Origin of the sequence: Trinickia symbiotica, from assembly GCF_003028655.1 — a bacterium.
Taxonomy (GTDB): Bacteria; Pseudomonadota; Gammaproteobacteria; order Burkholderiales; family Burkholderiaceae; genus Trinickia; species Trinickia symbiotica_A.
Window position 1 is genome coordinate 83,167 of sequence record NZ_PYUC01000005.1, and the last position, 22,549, is coordinate 105,715.

21 protein-coding genes are annotated in these 22,549 nt (G+C 62.9%); 12 read left to right on the plus strand and 9 right to left on the minus strand.

Going from position 1 to position 22,549, the window contains the following annotated elements:
- Positions 1-65 precede the first annotated feature (65 nt).
- Entirely contained in the window at positions 66-845 is a 780-nt protein-coding gene (locus C9I57_RS11215) for an SDR family oxidoreductase (protein WP_107150767.1), read from the minus strand.
- Positions 846-972: 127 nt separating this feature from the next.
- Between C9I57_RS11215 and C9I57_RS11220 the strand changes: the two genes are divergently transcribed.
- Positions 973-2,646 (plus strand): electron transfer flavoprotein-ubiquinone oxidoreductase, encoded by a 1,674-nt coding sequence (locus C9I57_RS11220; protein WP_107150768.1) that lies wholly within the window; start codon positions 973-975, stop codon positions 2,644-2,646.
- A 109-nt stretch (positions 2,647-2,755) separates the two neighbouring features.
- Here the strand turns inward: C9I57_RS11220 and aroC are convergent, their stop codons facing one another.
- The 3 genes from aroC to C9I57_RS11235 all read right to left on the minus strand — a co-directional run bounded on the left by aroC (position 2,756) and on the right by C9I57_RS11235 (position 6,511).
- Positions 2,756-3,862 (minus strand): chorismate synthase, encoded by a 1,107-nt coding sequence (aroC, locus tag C9I57_RS11225; protein WP_107150769.1) that lies wholly within the window; start codon positions 3,860-3,862, stop codon positions 2,756-2,758.
- Between the two features lie 73 nt (positions 3,863-3,935).
- Complete coding sequence (locus C9I57_RS11230) at positions 3,936-5,873, minus strand: MFS transporter (protein WP_107150770.1); 1,938 nt, start codon at positions 5,871-5,873, stop codon at positions 3,936-3,938.
- Between the two features lie 179 nt (positions 5,874-6,052).
- Positions 6,053-6,511, minus strand: coding sequence for a CBS domain-containing protein (locus tag C9I57_RS11235; RefSeq protein ID WP_107150771.1), 459 nt, complete (start codon positions 6,509-6,511; stop codon positions 6,053-6,055).
- A 206-nt stretch (positions 6,512-6,717) separates the two neighbouring features.
- On the opposite strand from C9I57_RS11235, the gene C9I57_RS11240 reads away from it, so the two are divergent.
- The 3 genes from C9I57_RS11240 to C9I57_RS11250 all read left to right on the plus strand — a co-directional run bounded on the left by C9I57_RS11240 (position 6,718) and on the right by C9I57_RS11250 (position 9,347).
- Entirely contained in the window at positions 6,718-8,052 is a 1,335-nt protein-coding gene (locus C9I57_RS11240; protein ID WP_107150772.1) for an O-acetylhomoserine aminocarboxypropyltransferase, read from the plus strand.
- A complete protein-coding gene (locus C9I57_RS11245) occupies positions 8,049-8,888 on the plus strand; it encodes an alpha/beta fold hydrolase (protein WP_107150773.1) in 840 nt (279 codons plus the stop codon). Before C9I57_RS11240 ends, C9I57_RS11245 begins: the two co-directional genes overlap by 4 nt.
- Before the next feature lie 138 nt (positions 8,889-9,026).
- Complete coding sequence (locus C9I57_RS11250) at positions 9,027-9,347, plus strand: Mpo1-like protein (protein ID WP_107151045.1); 321 nt, start codon at positions 9,027-9,029, stop codon at positions 9,345-9,347.
- A 45-nt stretch (positions 9,348-9,392) separates the two neighbouring features.
- On the opposite strand, the gene C9I57_RS11255 is transcribed toward C9I57_RS11250, so the two are convergent.
- A complete protein-coding gene (locus C9I57_RS11255; RefSeq protein WP_107151046.1) occupies positions 9,393-10,697 on the minus strand; it encodes a YihY family inner membrane protein in 1,305 nt (434 codons plus the stop codon).
- 136 nt (positions 10,698-10,833) lie between these two features.
- Between C9I57_RS11255 and wrbA the strand changes: the two genes are divergently transcribed.
- The 8 genes from wrbA to C9I57_RS11295 all read left to right on the plus strand — a co-directional run bounded on the left by wrbA (position 10,834) and on the right by C9I57_RS11295 (position 16,506).
- Positions 10,834-11,436, plus strand: coding sequence for an NAD(P)H:quinone oxidoreductase (gene wrbA / locus C9I57_RS11260; protein ID WP_018440707.1), 603 nt, complete (start codon positions 10,834-10,836; stop codon positions 11,434-11,436).
- A complete protein-coding gene (locus tag C9I57_RS11265) occupies positions 11,433-11,903 on the plus strand; it encodes a DUF2069 domain-containing protein (protein WP_018440708.1) in 471 nt (156 codons plus the stop codon). The genes wrbA and C9I57_RS11265 overlap by 4 nt, the downstream gene beginning before the upstream one ends.
- Positions 11,904-12,043: 140 nt before the next feature.
- Positions 12,044-13,456, plus strand: a complete 1,413-nt coding sequence (locus tag C9I57_RS11270; RefSeq protein WP_107150774.1) for an FAD-binding oxidoreductase — start codon at positions 12,044-12,046, stop codon at positions 13,454-13,456.
- 34 nt (positions 13,457-13,490) lie between these two features.
- Entirely contained in the window at positions 13,491-14,309 is an 819-nt protein-coding gene (locus C9I57_RS11275) for a metallophosphoesterase (protein ID WP_107150775.1), read from the plus strand.
- Between the two features lie 19 nt (positions 14,310-14,328).
- On the plus strand, positions 14,329-15,276 hold the full coding sequence (locus tag C9I57_RS11280; RefSeq protein WP_107150776.1) for an oxidoreductase: 948 nt from the start codon (positions 14,329-14,331) through the stop codon (positions 15,274-15,276).
- A 184-nt stretch (positions 15,277-15,460) separates the two neighbouring features.
- Positions 15,461-15,892: an STM2901 family protein gene (locus C9I57_RS11285; RefSeq protein ID WP_107150777.1), complete on the plus strand. Its 432-nt coding sequence runs from the start codon at positions 15,461-15,463 to the stop codon at positions 15,890-15,892.
- A gap of 1 nt (position 15,893) precedes the next feature.
- Entirely contained in the window at positions 15,894-16,265 is a 372-nt protein-coding gene (locus C9I57_RS11290) for a DUF1493 family protein (protein WP_107150778.1), read from the plus strand.
- A gap of 1 nt (position 16,266) precedes the next feature.
- Positions 16,267-16,506, plus strand: a complete 240-nt coding sequence (locus C9I57_RS11295) for a hypothetical protein (protein WP_107150779.1) — start codon at positions 16,267-16,269, stop codon at positions 16,504-16,506.
- Positions 16,507-16,538: 32 nt separating this feature from the next.
- On the opposite strand, the gene C9I57_RS11300 is transcribed toward C9I57_RS11295, so the two are convergent.
- The 4 genes from C9I57_RS11300 to C9I57_RS11315 form a co-directional block, all read right to left on the minus strand.
- Entirely contained in the window at positions 16,539-16,844 is a 306-nt protein-coding gene (locus tag C9I57_RS11300; RefSeq protein ID WP_107150780.1) for a panthothenate synthetase, read from the minus strand.
- Between the two features lie 152 nt (positions 16,845-16,996).
- On the minus strand, positions 16,997-18,337 hold the full coding sequence (locus C9I57_RS11305) for a type VI immunity family protein (protein WP_107150781.1): 1,341 nt from the start codon (positions 18,335-18,337) through the stop codon (positions 16,997-16,999).
- A gap of 36 nt (positions 18,338-18,373) precedes the next feature.
- Positions 18,374-19,642, minus strand: a complete 1,269-nt coding sequence (locus tag C9I57_RS11310) for a VRR-NUC domain-containing protein (RefSeq protein WP_258187597.1) — start codon at positions 19,640-19,642, stop codon at positions 18,374-18,376.
- Positions 19,643-19,654: 12 nt separating this feature from the next.
- A complete protein-coding gene (locus tag C9I57_RS11315; protein ID WP_181321799.1) occupies positions 19,655-22,471 on the minus strand; it encodes a type VI secretion system Vgr family protein in 2,817 nt (938 codons plus the stop codon).
- Between the last annotated feature and the right edge of the window lie 78 nt (positions 22,472-22,549).

Here is a 22,549-nt window from a genome sequence, read left to right on the forward strand (position 1 = left end):
CAAAAAAGCCAAAGCGGTCCGGCGCCTCGCGCACAGCGCTTCGTGCTCGCGCTTGGCGATCAAGCTTACGCCAACGCGAACCCATCGTCCGCCGCGATGACGGCACCGTTGATGAATTGAGACTCGTCGGCCGCGAGCAAGAGCAGCAAGCCTTCAAGATCCTCCGGCTGTCCCACCCGCTTGCGCGGCAACATCGACAGCAATTTCTGCCCCTGCTCCGTCGACCAATGGTGGTGGTTGATCTCGGTGTCGATATAGCCGGGACAGATGGCGTTGACATTGATGCCGTGCCGTCCCCATTCGAGCGCCATCGCCTTCGTCATGTGGACGACGGCGGCCTTGCTCATCGAGTAAAGGCCGATCTGCGGCAACACGCGCAAGCCCGCCACCGACGCAATGTTGATGATCCGGTACACCGGCTTCTGATTGGCGCCCCCCGAGCGCATGATCATCCGCTTCGCCACTTCCTGCGCCACGAAGAACGCGCCGCGCGTGTTCGTATCGAATACGTACTCGAAATCGGCCGGCGTGACCTCGGTCAGCTTCTGCGTCGTGGACACGCCCGAGTTGTTGACGAGTATGTCGATGGTGCCCGCCTCCGTCTCGGCATGTGCAACGGCCGACTTGATGCTCTGATAGTCGGTCACATCGAGCGAAACGACGTGCGCGGCACCGCCCGATGCCTCGATTTCGGCGCGCAGCTCCTTCAGTAATTCGACTCGACGGCTCGCCAGCACCACCTTCGCGCCAGCCTGCGAGAGCACCTGCGCAAAGCGCTTGCCGAGCCCGCTCGATGCGCCTGTGATCAGCGCGACCTTCCCTTCCAGATTGATCGAACGGCCCATTGTGGTTCCTTCGTCTGCCTCAATAATAGAACGATCGTGCTAATCTCGCTCTCGTCGGTTGCAGCCCCTTCGACGTTCGCTGACAATACGAACCCGAAAAAAGCATTCTAACGGCAGAGGAGCCTCCATGACCCCACAAAGCCTCATCGAGCAATACGGTCCGCGCGAGTCGATGGAGTATGACGTCGTGATCGTCGGCGGCGGCCCCGCGGGCCTGTCGGCCGCGATCCGGCTCAAGCAGCTCGCGCAGGAAAAAGGCGTCGAGTTTGGCGTATGCGTGCTCGAAAAGGGGTCCGAAATCGGTGCGCATATTTTGTCGGGCGCGGTCATGGACCCGCGCGCCATTACCGAGCTCATTCCCGACTGGAAGAACAAAGGCGCGCCGCTGACCGTGCCCGTCACGGAAGACCGTTTCCTCTTCCTCTCCGAGAAAGGCGCCTTCAAGACGCCGAACTGGGCGCTGCCCGACAACTTCAAGAATCACGGCAACTACGTGATCAGCCTCGGCAACGTCACGCGCTGGCTGGGGCAGCAGGCCGAGGCGCTCGGCGTGGAGATTTTCCCGGGCTTTGCGGCCGCCGAGGTGCTCTACAACGAAGACGGCTCGGTAAAAGGCGTCGCCACCGGCAATATGGGCATCGGCAAAGACGGCGAGCCGACCGAGAACTTCCAGCTCGGCATGGAGTTGCACGCGAAGTACACGCTCTTTTGCGAAGGCGCGCGCGGACACCTCGGCCGGCAACTGAACGACAAATTCAAGCTCGACCGCGATGCCGATCCGCAGGTCTACGGCATCGGCATCAAGGAACTGTGGGAGATCGATCCGGCGAAGCACCAGCCCGGGCTCGTGATCCATACGGCAGGCTGGCCGCTCGATACGCAGACGTACGGCGGCTCGTTTCTTTATCACGCGGACAACAACCAGGTGGTCGTGGGCTTCGTCGTCGGCCTCGGCTATTCGAACCCCTACCTCTCGCCGTTCGAGGAGTTCCAGCGCTACAAGACGCATCCGGAAATCCGCAAGGTGCTCGAAGGCGGCAAGCGCATTTCGTATGGCGCGCGTGCGATCACGGCGGGCGGCCTCATGTCGCTGCCGAAGCTCGTGTTTCCGGGTGGCGCGCTCGTCGGCGATGATGCCGGTTTCCTCAATGCCTCGCGGATCAAGGGTTCGCATGCGGCCATCAAGAGCGGCATGCTTGCAGCCGTTGCCGCATTCGACGCTGTGCAGGCGGGACGGCAAGGCGATGAGCTCTCGGCGTACCCGGACTCATTCAAGCAGTCGTGGCTCCACGAGGAGCTGAACCGCGCGCGCAACTTCAAGCAGTGGATGAGCAAAGGGCTCTACCTCGGCACGCTGATGGTGGGCATCGAGCAAAAGCTTCTCGGCGGAAACGTGCCATGGACGCTGCATCACCAACATCGCGACAACGAGATGCTGAAGCCCGCCTCGCAGTGCACGCCGATCGTCTATCCGAAGCCCGATGGCAAACTGACGTTCGACCGGCTTTCGTCGGTCTTCCTGTCGAACACGAACCACGAGGAAAACCAGCCGGCGCACCTGACGCTGAAGGATCCGGCGGTGCCCGTCGACATCAACCTGCGCACCTATGCCGGGCCGGAAGGCAGATATTGCCCGGCCGCCGTCTATGAATTCGTCAAAAACGAGGACGGCAGCGAACGGCTCGTCATCAATGCGCAGAACTGCGTGCATTGCAAGACCTGCGACATCAAGGATCCGACGCAGAACATAGTCTGGGTCACCCCGGAGGGCGGCGGCGGGCCGAACTACGGGAGCATGTGACATCCGGTGCCGGTACGCGCTCGCCGGCACCCGCATCGACGGCCGCGCCCAACGTTGCCGCCGCGCCGGATATCGTCTCCCCCTTTCCGTCTCCGGCAACCGCCTTGCCTTACTTAGAGGGCGCGCTCGCAGGAATCTTGGGCGTCGTCACCTGCACGTCGGCACATTGCGCTCGATGGCGCAACACGTGGTCGATCAGAACGAGCGCGAGCGTCGCTTCCGCGATCGGTGTGGCACGAATGCCGACGCACGGGTCGTGACGGCCGAATGTCTCGACGACGGCAGGCTGCCCCGCCTTATCGATCGAGCGACGTGGCGTACGAATGCTCGATGTCGGCTTGATCGCGATCGAGACCGTGATGTCCTGCCCCGTCGATATCCCGCCGAGTATGCCGCCCGCGTTGTTGCCGACGAAGCCCTCGGGCGTCAGCTCGTCGCCATGCTCCGAGCCGCGCTGCGCGACGCTCGCGAATCCGGCGCCGATCTCAACACCCTTCACGGCGTTGATGCCCATCATTGCATGGGCAATGTCGGCATCGAGACGATCGAACAACGGTTCGCCTAGGCCTACCGGAACACCGCTCGCCACGACGTTGATCCGTGCGCCGATCGAATCCCCCTCCTTGCGCAACTCATCCATATAAGCCTCGAGCTGGGGGACGATCTCGGCGTTCGGCACGAAAAACGGGTTCTCGCTCACGTGCGACCAGTCGACGAATGGCACCTCGATCGCACCTAGCGCACTCATGTAACCGCGCACTTCCACGCCGAAGCGCTCGCGCAGCCATTTCTTCGCGACGGCGCCGGCCGCCACGGTGGCTGCCGTCAAGCGTGCCGACGAACGCCCGCCGCCACGGTAATCGCGCACGCCATACTTCTGCCAATAGGTGTAATCGGCGTGGCCGGGACGGAAGGTCTCGGCGATGTTGCCGTAGTCCTTGCTGCGCTGGTCGGTATTGCGAATCAAGAGCGCGATCGGCGTACCCGTCGTCACGCCTTCGAACACGCCGGAGAGAATCTCGACTTTGTCCTCCTCACGACGCTGCGTCACATGGCGCGACGTGCCGGGCTTGCGGCGATCCAGTTCGATCTGCACGTCGGCTTCGGCGAGGGCCATGCCGGGCGGGCAGCCGTCGATGACGCAGCCGATGGCCGGCCCGTGCGATTCGCCGAACGTCGTGACGGTAAAGAGCTTGCCGAGAGTATTGCCGGACATGGACGTGGCCTACGAAATCGATGCGGAAAGACCGATATTATGCAGCACCGCGCGCTTCAGGCCGAGGCTGGCCCTATTTGCGCGGCCCGCGCAGTTCGGTGACGATGCGCTGCAACGTCTCGGGCGTCGCCGAATCCGGCTCGAGCGGCTCCGCCACGGCGAGCGTCAGACGGCTCATGACGCCCTTTTTCACTGGGCGCGGCCATTGCGCCTGCGCTGCGCGGGAAAATACGCTGCCCCAGAGCCCGCGCAACGCCATCGGCACGACGGGGACGGGCGTTCGTTCGACGATCCGCGTCACGCCATGGCGAAACGTGTTGATTTCGCCATCTTTCGTCAGCTTGCCCTCGGGGAAAATGCAGACGAGCTCGCCCTCCTCGAGCGCGGCCGCGCAGGCCTCGTAAGCGCGCTCGAGCAACGCCGGCGCTTCATGCGCGGGCGCGATCGGAATCGCTTTCGCATGGCGGAACAGCCAGCCGGCGAACGGCGTGCGAAAGATGCGATGGTCCATCACGAAGCGTATCGGGCGCGGGCTCTCGGCCATGATGACGAGCGCATCGACATAACTGACGTGATTGCAGACGAGCACGGCGGCGCCTCGTTCCGGTATGCGCTCCGGATGCACGAGCCGGATCCGGTAAAACGTATGGACGAGAATCCATGCCACGAACCGGAGCAGGAACTCCGGTACGAGCGAATAGATGTAGGCCGCGACCACGACGTTCAACAGCGCGGTCGTCAGAAAAATGCCCGGAATGCTGACGCCTGCCGACGTGAGCGCGATCGCCATGAGCGATGAGACGATCATGAAGAACGCATTGAGAATGTTGTTCGCCGCGATGATTCGCGCGCGATGCGTGGGCTGGCTGCGGCTTTGAATCAGGGCGTAGAGCGGCACACTGTAGAAGCCGCCGAACATCGCAAGCAGAAAGAGGTCGGCCAGGACGCGCCAGTGCGCGAGCTCGCCGAGAAACGCGCCCACGCCGAGCAGATGCTGCGCCGGAGGCAGCGCGTGGCTCGCGAAGTAGAGATCGATCGCGAAAACGCTCATGCCGATCGAGCCGAGCGGCACGAGCCCGACTTCGACGCGCCGCTTCGAAAGCCGTTCGCAGAGAAGCGAGCCCGAGCCGATGCCGATCGAAAATGTGGCCAGCAGCACGGTCACCACGTCCGGGTTGGCCGAAAGGACATCCTTCGCGAAGCTGAAAAACGACGTGAGAAACGTGGCACCGACGAACCAGAGCCAGGAAATGCCGAGCAGGCTCAGGAACACCGTGCGGTTGCCGCGCGCGAGCGCGAGGTTGCGCCACGTCTCGCTCAAGGGGTTCCAGTTGATCCGCAAGTCGGGCTGCGACGCCGGCGAAACCGGAACGAAGCCCGAGACGGCGCGGCCGCCAAGCGCAACCGTCACGCACGTGCAAGCGAGAATGACCGCCCCGGTTCCCGGAAAAGCAGCGGCCGCCCCGCCGATGATCGTGCCGATCAAAATCGCCACGAACGTGCCCATCTCCACGAGCCCGTTGCCGCCGACGAGTTCGTGCTCGTCGAGATGCTGCGGAAGATAGGCGTACTTGACCGGCCCGAATAGGGTCGAGTGCATGCCCATCATGAACGTGCAGGCGTAAAGGAGCACCGCGTGATGAGTCAGAAAACCGGCGGCGCCGACGAGCATGATGCCGATCTCGAACGTTTTCACGAAACGCGTCAGCGTCGCTTTATCGTATTTATCGGCGATTTGGCCGGACGTCGCCGAGAAGAGGACGAAAGGCGCGATGAAAATCGCCGAAATCAGGAATGCGGCCGTCTTTGCGTCGACGCCCGAAAAACGCGCCGTCTCATAGGTGACGAGCGAAGTAAATCCCACCTTGAAAACGTTGTCGTTCAGGGCACCGAGGAATTGCGTCCAGAAAAAAGGCGCGAAGCGGCGTGCTTTGAGCAGAGCGTATTGCGAATGCGGTTCGCGCTGCGCGCGCCGAGCCTGCGGCGTAATCGACAACGGGCGGTCACTCATGAATAGGACGGCGTCAAATCGAGGCGATGACCACGGAACGGCCGATGCCCCGGTGAATCGACAATCGCCGCGCGAAGCGGCGCTGAAGGGGCATTCAGCGGGCGCTCAGCGCCGCGCCCGCACGCCTCGAGGGCCGAGGGGGTGCCCTCGAGGGCGGGAAAACCCGAAGAGGCCTAGGTTCAGCTCAGCTGCTGCGGCTCGCCCTCCTCGGGCCAATCGCGAATGTACGCCTTGAGCATGCGGTTTTCGAAACTCTGTTCTTCGACGACGGCCTTCGCCACGTCGTAGAACGAGATGACGCCCATCAGCGTCTTGCTGTCGAGGACGGGCAGGTAGCGGACATGGTGCTCGAGCATCATGCGGCGCACTTCGTTGACGTCCGTCTCGGGCGTGCAGGTGAGCGGATGCTGGTCCATGACGTTGCGGATGATCCGCTCGCCGACCGATCCATTGTTTTCGCGCAGCGTCAGAATGATTTCGCGAAACGTCAGCATCCCGACGAGGTCGCCATACTCCATGACCACGAGCGAGCCGATATCATGCTCAGCCATCGTCACCACGGCATCACTGAGCGGTGTATCGGGTGTGACGGTAAAGAGCGTGTTGCCCTTGACCTTCAGGATATCGCTGACTTTCATGGTCTCCCCCTCCTAAAACTTCAACGGATCAACCGATCCTAGCGGAAAGGCCCCTAAAAGGAAAGCCGAGCGCCGATTTTCGGACGATTCCGACTCTGGCTGACAGACCTGGGGCCGACATTTAGCGGATCGGCTTTAGCCGGCGCCGCGCGATGATACGATGGCCGACAGGCCAACCCACGCCGGACGCGACCGGCCGCCCTCCGATGTCAGCCAACCGCTTCGACACGCTCGCCGTGCACGCCGGCGCGGCGCCCGACCCCGCGACAGGCGCGCGCGCCACGCCGATCCATCAGAGCACCGCATTCGTTTTCCGCGACAGCGATCACGCCGCGGCGCTCTTCAACATGGAGCGCGCGGGGCACGTCTATTCGCGGATCTCGAATCCCACCGTCGCCGTCTTCGAGGAACGCGTCGCGGCGCTCGAAGACGGCGCGGGCGCGATCGGCACCGCGAGCGGACAGGCCGCCCTGCACCTCGCGATCGTCACACTGATGGGTGCCGGCTCGCATATCGTCGCCTCGAATGCGCTCTACGGCGGCTCGCACAATCTGCTGCACTACACGCTGCGCCGCTTCGGCATCGAGACGACGTTCGTCGAGCCGCGCGATCTCGACGCGTGGCGCGCCGCCGTGCGGCCTGACACGCGGCTCTTGTTCGGAGAGACGCTCGGCAATCCGGGGCTCGACGTGCTCGATATCGCCGCCGTGGCGCAAATCGCTCACGAGCATCGCGTGCCGCTCCTGGTCGACTCGACGTTCACGACGCCGTATCTGCTGAAGCCGTTCGAGCATGGCGCGGATTTCGTCTACCACTCGGCGACGAAATTCCTCGGCGGCCACGGGACGACGGTCGGCGGCGTGCTCGTCGACGGCGGCAAGTTCGACTTCACTGCCTCCGGCCGCTTTCCGGAGCTCACCGAGCCCTACGAGGGCTTTCACGGCATGGTGTTCGCCGAGGAGAGCACTGTCGCGCCGTTCCTGCTGCGCGCGCGGCGCGAAGGATTGCGCGATTTCGGCGCCTGCCTGCATCCGCAGGCCGCGTGGCAATTGCTGCAGGGCATCGAGACGCTGCCGCTGCGGATGGAAAGGCATGTCGCCAATACCCGCCGGATCGTCGAGTTCCTCGCCGCGCATCCGGCCATTGCATCCGTCGCTTATCCCGAGCTCGATTCGCACCCCGATCATGCGCTGGCCCAAAGGCTGCTGCCGCGGGGCGCCGGCGCCGTCGTCAGCTTCGATCTGCGCGGCGATCGCGCGGCGGGGCGGCGCTTCATCGAAGCCCTCACGCTCTTCTCGCACCTCGCGAACGTCGGCGACGTGCGCTCGCTCGTGATCCATCCGGCGTCGACCACGCATTTCCGCATGGACGCGGCCGCGCTCGCCGCGGCAGGCATCAGCGAAGGCACGATTCGCCTTTCGATCGGGCTGGAAGATCCCGACGATCTCATCGACGATCTCAAACGCGCGCTGAAGGCGGCGGCAAAGACCGCGCAGGCTGGCGCCGCATCCGCTCCGGCCGCAAAAAAGGAGCGGCCATGATCGTCGACCTCAACGGCAGGGCCGTCTACGCCTACACGGCCGGCAAGCGATTCGATCCCGCGCGTCCGACCGCCGTTTTTCTGCACGGCGCCGAGCATGATCACAGCGTCTGGGCCCTGCAAAGCCGCTATTTCGCCTACCACGGCTTCAATCTGCTCGCCGTCGATCTGCCCGGCCACGGACGCAGCGCCGGCCCGGCAGCCGCGAGCGTCGGCGAACTGGCGGATTGGGTCGCCGCGCTTTGCGACGCCGTCGGGGCCGCGTCGGCGTTCGTTGCCGGCCACAGCATGGGCTCGCTCGTCGCGCTCGATTTCGCCGGACGCTATCCTCATCGAGTGGCACGGCTCGCACTGCTTGCCACGGCCGTGCCGATGACGGTCTCGGATGCGCTGCTCGACGCCGCACTGAACCGCGAGGCGGAAGCCATCGATCTCGTCAATCGGTGGTCGCACTCGACGATCGCCGCCAAGCCGTCGTGCCCCGGCCCCGGGTTCTGGCTGCACGGGATGAACCAACGCTTGATGGAACACGTCGCGGCGCGGGGCGAAGCGCAGCTCTTCCATACCGATTTCGCGGCCTGCCACGCCTATGCGGACGGCCTCGTGCGCGCCGGGCAGGTGCGTTGCCCGGTACGGCTCATCGTGGGGGCGAAAGACATGATGACGCCGCCTCGCGCCGCGCGCGCCTTGGCTGACGCGCTGGTGGCGGCCGGCGTCGAAGTGGACACCGTCGTGCTCGACTCGGGGCACGCTTTGATGACCGAGCAGCCCGACGGCACACTCGATGCGCTGATCGAATTTGCGCGTCCGCTGCTGGAGGGAAAGCCGCAACCGTGACGCCCGCGACGTCGCTGGCAGAGTTGCGGCAACCCGGGCTTTCGCCGCAAAATGAACCGACCAACGAACCGCCGCCCCGGCTATCGCATCGATCAAAGCTGCGCGAATCGGCGGACTTCGGCGCAAACGGAGGTTGTCATGGATCATGGCGCTCATCCCGTTCGGTTCGCGAGCTTTGCCGAGTTCTATCCGTTCTATCTCGGCGAGCACCGCAATACCGCCTGCCGGCGGCTCCATTTCATCGGCTCGCTGGGTGTGATCGGCTGCATCGCGATGGCGGTCGCGACAGGGAACTGGCTCTGGCTGCCGGCTGCGATCGTGTGCGGATACGGTTTCGCCTGGATCGGCCACTTCTTCTTCGAGAAGAACCGGCCCGCCACGTTCCGTCACCCGGTCTATAGCCTGATGGGCGATTGGGTGATGTTCAAGGACATCTGCGTCGGAAAGATTTCGCTTTAGCCATTAGCGCGGAAGGCCGGCGCAACGGCGACCCGCGGGCCGCCGTCACACCGCGTGCCGAGGCCTCGCGGCCGTTGATCTCATGTCGTCGCCGGCATGCGCGGCACGCGCGTTCCGGACGGCAAGCAGAGTCGCAAGCGAAATATCGAGCTTGTCGTTGTTGAGCGCGCTGAGCAAAGCGTCGGCATCCACGCGCGTCGAACTGAGCTTGAGCTGGTATTCGAGTTCGGCACGATCGATGACGAACACGTCGAAAACCCGCGAAACCGTGATCTGAGCGGGATTGCCGAGCAAAGCGTAACGTGCGACCCCATCGCCGCCGTCCTGCAGACGCATGATCCATTCGCGCCGGCACAACTGTTCGACGAGTCGCGTCGCCGTATCCAGATCGCAGCGCGCGGCGCGCGCGAGCTCGGCGACGGTGCATCCGGGCCGGCCCGCCTCTCGCGCGTCGTCAAGCCGCGCCAAAAGCTCGAGGGCGTCGACGAGATCGCCGCCCGGATAGGCGTGCCTGTGAAACTCGCCGGCGCGGATCGCGGGCAACGCCGATACGATCGTCGCCCCAGCCAGCGTGATGAACCAGCTCAGGTAGACCCAGAGCAGAAACATCGGCACCGTGGCGAACGCCCCATAGACGGCCGTGTACGTCGGGATGTGGCGTACGTAATAGCCGAAGCCGCGCTTGGCGATTTCGAACGCCACCGAAGCCAAGAGTCCGCCCACCAGCGCGTCGCGCCACTGAACCGCGCAGTTCGGCAGATAGACGTAGAGCATCGTGAACACGAACGCCGTAAACGGCAGCGCGGCACCCGAAAGCGCCCATTCGATCAACGGCGAGAGCTCGCTCGCGAGTCCGGTCGGGCGTGTGAAGAGGTGCGAGGTGATCGAAAGACTGACGCCGATGAGGAGCGGCCCGAGCGTGATGATCGCCCAGTAGACGAGGACGCGCTGCGCGAACGGCCGCGGCTTGGGGACGCGCCAGATGAGGTTGAACGCCGACTCCACGGTCATCATCGTCATGACGGACGTGACGAAGAGCACGATCATGCCTGCCGTCGTGAGCCCTTTCGCCTTCGAGGCGAACTGATTCAGATAGCGGAAAATCTGGTTGTTGATCTGGTCCGGCATCAGATGCTGCGCGAGGAAAGTCTGCAGCGAAGCCTGGAACGTCGCGAAGAGCGGAAACGCCGTGAAAAGCGCGAACGCGACGGTGGCGAGCGGGACGATCGCCAGCATCGTGGTGAACGTGAGGCTCCCCGCCACCTGGGCGATACGGTCTTCGCCGCTGCGCTTGGCGGCGAAGCGCGCCAGGCGTTTGAGCGCGACGACATCGAAACTCAGCTTGGGCAAGAAATTCTCCGCGTCGTGGGAATACCGGGCAAAGCCGCACGCCGGCGGCGACAACCGAACTCGAGCCTCTGCGCGCCTCGCGCGCCGTCGCGCCGGGCTAATGCCCCTATAATAGGCCGCTCATGAGTGAGGCTTGATGAAGGATATTCTCGTACTCTATTACAGCCGTCACGGAGCGACGCGCGAATTGGCGCTCGCCATTGCGCAAGGGGTCGATAGCGTGCCCGGCATGCAGTCCCGGATTCGCACCGTGCCGAGCGTGTCCCCCGTCACGGAAGCCACCGAGCCCGACATTCCAGCCGACGGCCCGCCCTATGCGGAGCTGCGCGACCTCGAGGAGTGCGCGGGGCTCGCGCTCGGCTCGCCGACGCGGTTCGGCAACATGGCGGCGTCGCTCAAGCATTTTCTCGACGGCACGACTCCACAGTGGCTGAGCGGCGCGCTCGCCGGCAAGCCCGCGTGCGTCTTCACGTCGACAGGCAGTCTCCACGGCGGCCAGGAAACGACGCTGCTTTCGATGATGTTGCCGCTTTTGCATCACGGCATGCTGCTCGTCGGCATCCCGTACACCGAGAGCGCGTTGTCCGCCACCCAAAGCGGCGGGACGCCCTACGGTGCTTCGCATGTCTCGGGCGCGGGGGCCCGCGAGTCGGCGCTTTCGCATGACGAGAAAGCGCTCGCCGTCGCGCTAGGCACTCGGCTCGCCCGCACAGCGGCGCGGCTAGCCGGGCGCCCATGAAGCAGGCGGCGAAAACGGCCGAATCGGTGTCCGCGATTTCGGACGACGCCGGCGGGCCGCGCGCATGCGCCGCAGCCGCCATCGGTGCCGCCGCGGCGCTCGTTGCACTGATCGTCCTCTCCATTGCCTGGGAAAGGTGGCTCGCGCCGCTCAGGCCCGGCGGCTCGGCGCTCGTGCTGAAGGCACTGCCGCTCGCGTTCGCCCTTCCCGGTGTATTGCGCCGGCGGCTCTATACGCTTCAGTGGGCGTCGATGCTGATCCTGCTCTACTTCGCCGAAGGCATCGTGCGCGGCATGAGCGATGCGGGACTGTCGGCAGCGCTCGGCTGGGCCGAAACGGCGCTTGCCGCCGCTTTCCTCGCTTGCGCGCTCGCCTATGTGGCGCCATTCAAGCGGGCCGCGAAGGCGGCGCGGCGACAGGCGGAAACCGCCGAGGCACAACGGTCGCCCGATCTGCCGTCACCCTGACGTACGCCGATTAGTACCGAAACCCGGAGCATCAGATACTCGCTCGCGCCCCGCTTTCGGCACCGCGCGCACGGCGGGCGTCGATCAGTTCACAATAAGACATCTCCACTCCGACGAGCGCGTCCGCCGCTTTTCCCACGATGACCGATTTTGTCGCTGCCTGCCGCGATGCCATTGGCGCCGCCCATGTGCTCACCGATGCCAACGATACCGCTGCCTATCTGACGGACTGGCGCGGCCGCTACACGGGCGCCGCCTGTGCCGTGCTGCGGCCGGGCACCTCTCACGAAGTGGCCGCGCTCGTGCGCCTGGCCGTCGCTCACCGCGTCCCGCTGGTGCCGCAGGGCGGCAATACCGGCCTTGCTGGCGGAGCGACGCCCGACGCGAGCGGCAAGCAGGCCGTCGTCAGCCTGGGCCGGCTCAATCGCGTTCGTGAGATCGATACCCACAACAACACGATCACGGTCGAGGCCGGCGTCGTGCTGGCCGAAGTGCAGACCCGCGCCCGCGATGCGGGGCGGCTCTTCCCGTTGAGCCTCGCCGCCGAAGGCAGTTGCACGATCGGCGGCAACCTCGCGACGAACGCCGGTGGCACGGCTGTTCTGCGCTACGGCAACGCGCGCGAACTCTGCCTCGGCCTCGAAGTGGTGACGCCCCAGGGAGAGATATGGGATGGGCTGCGCGGCCTGCGCAAAGACAACACTGGCTACGATTTGCGCGATCTTTATGTCGGAGCGGAAGGCACGCTGGGCATCATCACCGCGGCCGTCATGAAACTGCATCCGCTGCCGGCGGCGCGCGTGACGGCCCTTGCCGGGCTCGCCTCCCCGCATGCCGCGCTCGACTTCTTCGCGCTGGCAGGGCGCTATGCGGGCCCATTGCTGACGGGCTTCGAGTTGATGTCGGATTTCTGCTTGCGCCTTGTCGGCAAGCGTTTCCCGCAATTGCGCTATCCGTTCGATGCATCGCACGCACAGATCGTGCTGCTCGAGCTTTCGGACAGCGAAAGCGAAGAGCACGCGCGCGGCCTCTTCGAGCGCATGATGGAAGAGGCACTCGAGTCGGGGCTCGTTGAAGATGCCGTCGTCGCGGAGAACCTCGCGCAATCGCGTGCGTTTTGGGATCTCCGCGAGCATATTCCGCTCGCGCAGGCCGAAGAAGGACTCAACATCAAGCACGACATCGCGGTGCCGATTTCGCGCATCGCCACGTTCATCGAGGAAACGGACGCCGCGATCGCCGCGTCGGTGCCCGGTGCGCGAATGGTGACCTTCGGTCATCTTGGCGACGGCAATCTGCACTATAACGTTCAAGCGCCGGAGGGCGGCGATCCGAAGGCGTTTCTTTCGCAGTACCAAGAGACGCTGAACCGCATCGTCTATGACAGCGTGCACAAGCATCACGGCAGCCTCAGTGCCGAGCATGGGCTTGGACAGCTGAAGGTCGGCGCTGCGGCCCACTACAAATCGCCCGTCGAACTCGCGCTGATGCGCGCCGTCAAATCGGCGCTCGATCCGCTCGGGCTCATGAATCCCGGCAAGGTATTGGGATAAATGACATGCTCGACGATCGAAGGGAAGGTGCAAGATGAAAATCCGCGTACTGTCGGACCTCCACCTCGAATGCGACGAGCCCGAAGCAATCGCGCATGCCGAAGCCGACCTCGTCGTGCTGGCCGGGGACATTCACAATCATGCCGAAGGCATACGCTGGGCGGCGGAGATGTTCGACCCGCGCACGCCGATCGTCTATGTGCCCGGCAACCATGAGTACTATGACGGCGAGTTCGGCGCACTCGAAGTCGCGATGCGCGACGCGGCGGCGGCCACTGACAACGTGCATTATCTGAACAGCGCGTCGCTCGTTGACCCAGAAGGCCGGTGGCGCGTGCTTGGAACGACGCTGTGGACCGACTTCGAGCTCTTCGGTGCGGACGACGAAGCGCGCGAAGCTGCGATGGCAGCGGCCGAAAAAGTGATGGTCGATTTCCGCGGACCGATTCAGCTTGCATGGAGCGCCGATCGCGCCGAAACCTCGGGCACGCCCTCGCGCAAGTTCATGCCGAGCGACACACTCGCGCTGCATAGACAAGCACGCGCTTGGCTCGCGGCTGAAATCGCCAAGCCGTTCGGCGGCAAGACGATCGTCGTCACTCATCATGCTCCGCATCGCGACAGCCTGGCGCCACGCTTTGCAAACGATCTCGTGTCGGCAGGCTTCATCAGCCATTTGCCGACGCTCGTTCACACGCCTGTCGCGCTCTGGATTCATGGCCATACGCATACGCCGTTCGACTACTTCGCCGAGGGTACGCGCGTCGTCTGCAATCCTCGCGGATATATCGATCGGCGCCGGATGCGCATCGAGAATCCCGCGTTCGCGTGGGATAGGGTCGTGGAAATTTGATCTCTCGGGATTCCAGCCTATGTACATCGCTTCACGGTGGACCGTTGCCGATATCGCCGATCAAACGGGCAAGCGCGTACTCATTACTGGAGCGAATAGCGGCATCGGCTTTTACGCGGCGCTCGAATTAGCGCGCAAGGGGGCGGAGGTCATCCTGGCCTGCCGCGATACAACGCGTGGCGAAACCGCTCTCGCCGCCATAGCGAAGCAAGCGCCCGGGACTCGGTCCGAAGTCGCGACCGTCGATCTTGCTTCGCTTGCCTCCGTGCGCGAATTCACGCGGACGCAGTTGGCGCGGCAACGCCCCATCCACATACTCATCAACAATGCCGGCGTAATGGCGCCGCCTCGTCGCCGCGAGACCGTCGATGGTTTCGAACTGCAATTCGGGACGAACGTGCTCGGGCATTTTCTGCTGACGGAGTTGCTGATGCCGGCGCTCGAGCAGGCTGCAGGTGATTCGGCCGAGCGGCCTCGCATCGTGACCATCGCTTCGATTGCGCATAAGCGCGGGAGGCTCGATTTCGACGACTTGCAGTCGACGCGTTCCTATTCGCCGATGCGGGCGTATCAGCAGTCGAAGCTGGCTGACCTGATGTTGGCGTTCGAGCTCGACAGGCGTTTGCGAGCTAAAGGCTCGCGCGTGATGTCCGTAGCCGCGCACCCGGGCGTCGCCGAGACGAATCTCTTCCGCAATGGGGACTACAACGCGGTTGAGCGTGCGCTGAGAGTGCTTGTCGGCAAGGTCATCGCCGCGGCATTGAATAGCGGGTATGCAGGAGCGCTGCCGACCTTGTATGCGGCGACTTCGCCGGATGTCCAAGAGGGTGGGTATTACGGGCCTCAGGGACTATTCGAAGCACGGGGGAGCCGCGTCGGTGACGCGAACGTCGCAACGCACGCGCGGAATGTCGATGCGGGCCGGCGCCTTTGGGAAGTATGCGAAATGCTGACGGGCGCACGTTAAAGTCGCACGACTATTTTCGCTGACCCGAGTCGCATACATGCACTTCGAGAGACAAGGCCGATGGCGACAATTGAGCCGTCAGAGGATGGATTGTTCCGACCAATCCGTTAAAGTATTGCCTTCGCGGGGCCTTGACACACTGAGAGAGCGGTGTGCCTCGCTCAATAGTCGGAGACAACAATCCATGAGCGAAAACCGATATGCCTATGGCATACATCAAAATCTGACTCCTGCCGAGCTATTCGTTTACGTAGGACTGGACCAGACTCGGAAACAGCTCGGCCTGGACGATCTGGCGAGCGCTGCGGCGATCTTGCTCGGTCAGAACGACGTGCCCGTGCCCGGAAAGCTAGGTGGTGCCGTAGCCGGAACATCCGTCGTCTCCATGGCGGCGCGCAAATTCCTGCCGTTCAATGTCGCCATCCGACTGCCCACCATCACAAAAGCGGGGGTCGGAGGTCTTAGAATCGCAATGACACGCAATCTTGGGGCGTTCGTGGGACGGGCTATCCCGGTCGCTGGCACGTTAGTGCTGGCGACAGACGCTTTTCTGATCGTGCAACGCACTGTGTTCTTTTACAACCGGCTCGTGAAGCCAGACGATCGAGTGCTGTGATATGACGGACTCGACTTGGAATCAACTTGAAGCGTTCGCCCGTAAGGAGCTCGGTCGGCCGTTGTTTGGCGGTCAGCTGAAATTGACGCCGGACAGCAGGCTCGAGGAAGACCTGCGCCTGACCGGCGTCGATGCCGTGGAGTTTATCGACAAGTGGGCAGAGACATTTGGGATCGAGGCTCAGGGCTTTCCGTATAACCGGTACTTCGGTCCTGACAGTCTCGATGTCATCAAGTCGGTTCTCGGCTTGTTCTCAAAGAGATTCCGCGACCCGCCACTTGTCTCGCTGACCCTCGGCATGCTGGCTGAAGCAATGCGGCGCGGGCGTTGGAACACGACGGAGATCGAGGCGATCGTCAAGACGGACAAATAACATGGCGAAGAATCGACCAGCGCAATTCGTCTTTGGCGTTGCCTTACTCGCTTTAGCGGGATCAATCATGGCCTTCAACGTCATCAATATCAACGAAGCGTTCGGCGACGGCCCCCCATATTACGGCCGCACGACGAACATGGACAAATGGTTCAACCCGTTACCAGCGCTTGCGGCGGTGGATTCCCTAGCTGTGCTCGTCATCGCCGTATGCCTCTATTTCATGAGGCGGAAGCGATGACGACCATTGTGCTCTAGCTTATCGACAAGTGGCTATCTCCACTTTGAACCGAGCGTCTCAAGCCCGGCTTTCTGCAGGTCTTCCGGTACCATCACGACGCGAAACTCGCAGTCAGCGTTGAACTTGAGGAACCACGGCTCAGCAAATGCGGGAATCTGAGACGGCTCGTCGAGGTTGATGACCAGAACGGCTCCGCGTTCTCCGCTTTGCTCGGTGAAATAGGCGGCTTCCGGCTTCGTTTCTTCGAGTATCTTCGCCATCACTTCCCCGATCGTGCCGTCGCGAACGAAGGCGTTGAATGGCTCGTGGGGAATTCGTACGTTGAGAAGCATGCGCATGGTCGTTCTCCTTGCCTTAGGCACTGAACGAAACCTTTCGAGCATAGGAGATGTGCAGCGTCGCCTTAGTGGGCTCGGCCACACTTCCAGTATTGTGCGGAATGGCGCCGTGCCCCGGGCAGTTGCAGCACTGTGTGGCAACGCGGCCGATCTCAATCGCCGTCGTTCCTGTTCCCGTCCCAAATCCAGAACGTCGCCCCCCATTTGCTGCCTTCAATAGCCGGCATAACCTCGCCTTGCTTGAAGTGTCGTAGGCTATTTTGCATTGCGTGCGTGTACCACCAGCCAGCTTCCGGACACGGGCTGCCACCGGGAACGCTATTACGCATTTTCCCAGGGCGAGGCGGCACGACCTTCGGCGGTTCGGGGATCGGCCGCGCATCGGGCAGATCGAAGCGGGCTTGCCACGAACGCGCATGCTTGCTGTCCGCATTCGGCAAGTGCGGATCGTAGAAGTGCAAGCCGTCCGGCTTAGGATTGCGCAGCACGCGCAAGACCTTGTTGACGAACACGTAGGGCTCCGGCAAGCCTTCCTCGGGCGCACCCAATCGAGGAAATGGACCGGCACGAACAAGCACGCAGTGGTTGATACGCTCGATACCGATATCCTCGCGATCGAGCGCCTTGCGCAGCGCGGCGTCACCACCGAGCCGCTCGACGAACAGGTCTCCGAGCAGCGTGTACCAGTTCACACCCTTGATGAACCCCCAGCGGGCTACCTTGGCACCGGGGTGCAGATAGCCGTATAGCGCCGTCATGCCGTTCGGAGCCTCGCCTTCATATGATAGCGGATCGTATTCCCTGTCTCCCAGGTGTGCGCAGCAGTCGATCTCAATGCCACTGAAGCGTTCGGCAATCGCCCATTCCTGCGCCTGCCAGTTGTGATAGTTGTACGCCGTCACGGCAGATAAACCACCGTATCCATAGCGCACGTTCAGTTGCTCGCAGACGAAGCGTATAAACTGCTCGTATTGCTCTTGTCCTTCCTGACGCGTCACAAGTTCCATCGGGACGCTGAATTTCAGATAGGACAGTTCCTTTTCTTCGCCCTTTGCGACCTTATATCCTGTAGGCGCAACGTAGTCTTCGGGGCTGGCCCGGCCCGTCAGCGTTCCAATGTGGTATTCCGGCGCCGTCGTTGGATTGGGCGCACTCGAACGCATGACGCTGACCTCCATGAATTCGGGAGTGTCCCTGATCGCCTTGCGGATTTTCTCGACACCCTTGGCGGTCTTCTTGCTGAACTTGGCCAAGTCCTCGTCTTTACCGCTGATGAGGTGTTCACCGAACAACTCGTCGAAGCGATCGAAGCAAGCCAGCAAGCCGCGGCGCCCTTCGGGCTTCGAACCACCGACGAAATACACCGTGCCGATCACGCCCGGCCTCACGGCAAAGCTGTTGTCCGGCATGCGCACGCTCAAATCTTCGAAGTAGCGCGCATGCGCCGCAAACGGCGTCAATACGACGCGACGGCTCTGCTCAACGTCGCTCATTGTGTTGCGTTCCCTCTGTCATGAATCGAGTGTTCATTAAGTCGCGCTCGCTAGTCCCACCGTAGCCGAAACGCCGAGCGCCGCGGCCAACGCTGTAACGGCTACAGTCGACGCTGTTGCGATGATCGCGGCCAGCGTCAACAAGATAGCAACCAGCGCTTCGGCGAGCACGAACGCGACGACTGCTCCTGCAACGACAACCACCACGGCGACGAGCCCCTTGATGATGGACGTGCCGATCTGCGTCCAGTCCACTTGCTTGAGCACTTCCCAAGTGATGTCGGTAGCCTGCACGATCGCTTCCCAACCGGCCTTCAATTGAGCCGTCGTGTAGCGGTAGATTTCATGCCCTTCTTCATCGACCCAAGCCCAGGTCTCGCCGGCAGCATCGGCCACCCATTTGCCGGCCGTCATCACCCACGGTGCGTGGTTTTGCAGCCATGCGCGCACTTCGCCGGACACGTAGCAAATGCCATCGTGCAGCATATCCCAGATCGGTGCGACCGCTGCACTGACCTCTTGGCTCGCCTTCTCGGCGCGGGAAACCCAGTCCTCGTACCACGCAGGCTGGGGAATCGGCTCGACGCTGCGAATTGGCGCACGCAGGCGCTTCTCACGTTCGTTCGCGCGTTCTTCCGGCGACATTGCCAGCGCCCGCGCACGCGCATTTTCAAGCTTGCCATTGCAGTCGCTCACGTCGATCACCGTCATCCGGCGCATGTATTCGCCCGGGTTCCCGGCAATCTTTTGATAGGCCCTTTCTTGGCCCGTTCCCCAAGCATCGCCTGGAAATTTGACCTCGACCAGCCGCAGGGAGTTGTCGACATGCGGGTAGCCTTGATGGTCGACGAGGCTACGGCCCGGCCAGTGGTCGGCAGGACTCTTCACGATGATGACATCAGGGCGCCGTAGATAGCCAGCGCGCCTACCCGGCGGGAACGGATTCAGGCTATGACGACGGCCGGGGCCGTCCTCGACCTTTCCGCTGAGAAACGGAATCGGCGCTTTTGTACCGCCGGATTCGAAATCCGGCCACATGTCGAACGTAACCTCGGCCTTATATTGCCAGTAGTACTTAGCTAGCCGCTCATCAACGCGAATTGCCAAAGTCATTACGAGCTGCTTGAGCAACGCGATTGTGTTCGACCCGTCCGGCAACCGGATATCGACGATGTCCGGAGCGTTCAGCGCGTACTCGATCTTTTCTTGCAAGTAGCCCTTCGTTCGAGGCGGAAGCTCCGCATAGGTTTTTTGCTCATTGACCGTTGTGCAGGTGGTCGCGACTTGCACCATCGCGCTTGTCATCTATTGGCCCTCTCAAGAATCAATGTAATCCTTTGTGATCACGGTCCTGTCGAGCCCCGCGAATTGCCACGGCTCAGTCTGGGTTGGTTTTGCTTCAATGGCCTGCAATGGCACGTCTTGAGAGTCTTGGGTAAAAACGGGCGTGGTTTCGCCTCGCTCGTTCGTGACGCCTTGTAACGTCCGCCCGTCGGGCGTCTTGAGCGAGTACGGATGCCGCAGCAGCGGCGATCCGTCGGTCTGGTCTCTCAAGACGTACTGCGCCTGATGCGACGGCTTGAACGGCGTCAGCTTCGCCGGGCTACTCGCCGGCCCGTCGAAGCTGTGAGAACTGCCCTTGTACGCGATACCGCCCGGCGCATGAATCTCGATGTTGCCGTCCGCAATACGGATAACGGCCCCGCTGCATTGCAGTTCGATCGCCTTGTTTGCCGAGAGCCGGATGATGTCCGTCATCGACTGTAGGTCCACGGCCTTTTGCGCCGCCAGACGGATCACATCGTCATGCGCTTCGAGTTGCATCGGGCCATGTGCAGCGGTCGCCTTCAACCCGGCCCCCGCGTTGAATTCCACTTGTTCGCGCGCCGACGCGTGTAGGCGCGCACCCGCCGTCATCTGGATATGTTTGGCCGCCGCATGATCGACGTTCTCGCCGGCGAACACAGCGTGCGTTTTCGGCGTGAAGTGTCCAGCGCCCCCGCGCGCCGCAAACGCCATCATGTCGCCGTCGTTCGCACCGGGCTCCGAACTCCACTGCTTCAGCTTTTGCGCCAGCCTATCGAGTCCGGCCTTGTCCAGTCCCTGGAGCCCGTGTTGGTGGGCGTAGTCACCCATCGCACCGAACAGTTCGTCGAACTGGTCGAGCAGCTCGTGCATTTCGTCGCGGTCGAGCAAGCCGCCGCTCGCGGCCGTACGTGCGTAGGTGGTCAGCATCAAGCCTTGCGCGGCGCGGGCAACAAGCGCGGCATCCGTGCGCAGTTCCGCGCCGTATCCGCGTGACTCGCCGCGACCGCTATCGCTTGGATGCGCGATATGCCCAAGATTGAGCTGCGAATAGCCCTCGTCACTCGCAACTTGCGCATTGATTTGCTCGGGCCAGTCACTGAGGACCACCTGATTGCCCCGGCCGCCGTTGATTTCCCGACTGCGGAAACCGAGCATATACGGGTTGCCGGGCAATTGCGTCATGCGCGAGAACGCCGTCGGCATGTGGCGGACGTCGTTAAGCGTGCCCTTGATAAACAGGCGGTCGGGGTCGCCCCCAAGGCTGTCGAGCACCACTAGCATTCCAGGGCGTAGCGGAAACGAAAGGCCATACCGATCGCCCGCCCATGCGTTGAGCACCAGCAGCGGCGCGCTGTCCGCAGGCGTACCGCTCGTCCCAGCGCCGTCCTCGTGGTCTTTCGGATTCAATCCGAGCAATTGGACCCATGCGCGGCCGTATTCGTCGGTCGACAGCGGCATGCCCTGCGATGTAACTACGCGCCCAAGAATGGGCGGCGTCGGCGGAAGGTCGATTCGCGGATCGTAGGCGGGCGTGAGAGGCACGCCACGGCGCACACAAGAAAGCGCAATCTCGTAACGCTCGCCGGTCGACGCCCCGTAATCGCTGGCGAAGGCCGGGTCGTGGATCGGTCCGGCGAAGCGTGTACGGCTTGCGGCGAACACCTGCTGCGCGCGCTCATCAAGCGACTTGGGCAAGTTGTTCCACACTCGTCGATGCAGTTCGATCGTGACGAACTGTCGTTCTTTCTCTGGCTTGAGTGCAAGCGGAGCATACCCCTCCAAGTCGAACCATTCGGCGAGCCCGATATCGACTACGTTGCCCGTGAAATCAACACGTTGAGCCCGATAATCGTGCGACAGCATTCGAGCTTCCGCGAGCCGATTCAGATCGCGAGGGGAATCGCCCGCATGCGGGCCGTAGATGCGATAGTCGGCGAGTAACGCGGCGAGGCCGTTTCCGGCTTCGCCATGATCGACATCGCTTGTATGGGTGGTACCGTCGACCCTGGCGGTCTTGTAATCGGGCGATTGAATGGTTGACTCGCCCGAAGTAATTGCTTGCGTCCAGGTGATCGAGACGATGCCTTCGGTCGTATCGGTGCCGGTCGATCGGCGATAGCGAAGCGTCCCGGCTCGCGTGCGCGGTAAGCGCATCGGGTCGTCGAACACGGCGATGGTGTGCATCGGCGTTGGGCCGTCCCGGTCGCACTTGCCCTTTGAGTCCCCCGCCCGAGCGAAATAGGTGATGCCATCGCGGCGGGCGAGCCGTTCGATGAATTTGCCGTCCGGCTCGTCGGCTTGCCGGACGAACGCGCGCTCGGGGTAGTGGTCCTTGGCGAGCATCGACAGATCGAGATCGACGGCACGCGAGAAGGCGGGCGTGCGACTGTACCCGGAAAACAGCGTGTGAAAAATGTCGGGCAGGCGTTGGCGCTTGAAGATGCGCGAGTTGAACTTGCCACGCAGTAATGTCACGGCGTCGACGATCGTGAACTCGTAGCATGTCAACTCGCCGTCGGACGCACCGATACGGACTTCGGCGACGATACCATTGACGGTCCGGTATCGGCCGGTGTCGACAGCGTACATTTCGATGCCGACAGGAAGACCAAGGAAACGCGACGGCGACAAATCGCGGTGCGCCGACACATAAACGAGACGGCCGGTCAGGCCGGTCATCAGAGCTTCGCGGATATCGGCATACAGCAGCGCGAGCAGGTAGTCGAAGTCGCGCTGACGGTCTCGGCCCCAGTTAGTTCGAATAGGGCGCTTGCCGAAACTACCAGCAAGCTCGGCGACGCTTCGGATTTGATCGGTATATGACAAGACAGACCTTTCCATTTAAATGGCGAGAACGCCTTGCTGTTTTGGTAACGAATGAGCCGATTGCGTTGCTCCCAGCAA

Excerpts from the sequence above, each read along its gene's own strand:
- C9I57_RS11215 (WP_107150767.1), bottom strand. The coding sequence starts at position 845 with ATGGGCCGTTCGATCAATCTGGAAGGGAAGGTCGCGCTGATCACAGGC.
- C9I57_RS11220 (WP_107150768.1), top strand. The coding sequence starts at position 973 with ATGACCCCACAAAGCCTCATCGAGCAATACGGTCCGCGCGAGTCGATG.
- aroC (WP_107150769.1), bottom strand. The coding sequence starts at position 3,862 with ATGTCCGGCAATACTCTCGGCAAGCTCTTTACCGTCACGACGTTCGGC.
- C9I57_RS11230 (WP_107150770.1), bottom strand. The coding sequence starts at position 5,873 with ATGAGTGACCGCCCGTTGTCGATTACGCCGCAGGCTCGGCGCGCGCAG.
- C9I57_RS11235 (WP_107150771.1), bottom strand. The coding sequence starts at position 6,511 with ATGAAAGTCAGCGATATCCTGAAGGTCAAGGGCAACACGCTCTTTACC.
- C9I57_RS11240 (WP_107150772.1), top strand. The coding sequence starts at position 6,718 with ATGTCAGCCAACCGCTTCGACACGCTCGCCGTGCACGCCGGCGCGGCG.
- C9I57_RS11245 (WP_107150773.1), top strand. The coding sequence starts at position 8,049 with ATGATCGTCGACCTCAACGGCAGGGCCGTCTACGCCTACACGGCCGGC.
- C9I57_RS11250 (WP_107151045.1), top strand. The coding sequence starts at position 9,027 with ATGGATCATGGCGCTCATCCCGTTCGGTTCGCGAGCTTTGCCGAGTTC.
- wrbA (WP_018440707.1), top strand. The coding sequence starts at position 10,834 with ATGAAGGATATTCTCGTACTCTATTACAGCCGTCACGGAGCGACGCGC.
- C9I57_RS11265 (WP_018440708.1), top strand. The coding sequence starts at position 11,433 with ATGAAGCAGGCGGCGAAAACGGCCGAATCGGTGTCCGCGATTTCGGAC.
- C9I57_RS11270 (WP_107150774.1), top strand. The coding sequence starts at position 12,044 with ATGACCGATTTTGTCGCTGCCTGCCGCGATGCCATTGGCGCCGCCCAT.
- C9I57_RS11275 (WP_107150775.1), top strand. The coding sequence starts at position 13,491 with ATGAAAATCCGCGTACTGTCGGACCTCCACCTCGAATGCGACGAGCCC.
- C9I57_RS11280 (WP_107150776.1), top strand. The coding sequence starts at position 14,329 with ATGTACATCGCTTCACGGTGGACCGTTGCCGATATCGCCGATCAAACG.
- C9I57_RS11285 (WP_107150777.1), top strand. The coding sequence starts at position 15,461 with ATGAGCGAAAACCGATATGCCTATGGCATACATCAAAATCTGACTCCT.
- C9I57_RS11290 (WP_107150778.1), top strand. The coding sequence starts at position 15,894 with ATGACGGACTCGACTTGGAATCAACTTGAAGCGTTCGCCCGTAAGGAG.
- C9I57_RS11295 (WP_107150779.1), top strand. The coding sequence starts at position 16,267 with ATGGCGAAGAATCGACCAGCGCAATTCGTCTTTGGCGTTGCCTTACTC.
- C9I57_RS11300 (WP_107150780.1), bottom strand. The coding sequence starts at position 16,844 with ATGCGCATGCTTCTCAACGTACGAATTCCCCACGAGCCATTCAACGCC.
- C9I57_RS11305 (WP_107150781.1), bottom strand. The coding sequence starts at position 18,337 with ATGAGCGACGTTGAGCAGAGCCGTCGCGTCGTATTGACGCCGTTTGCG.
- C9I57_RS11310 (WP_258187597.1), bottom strand. The coding sequence starts at position 19,642 with ATGACAAGCGCGATGGTGCAAGTCGCGACCACCTGCACAACGGTCAAT.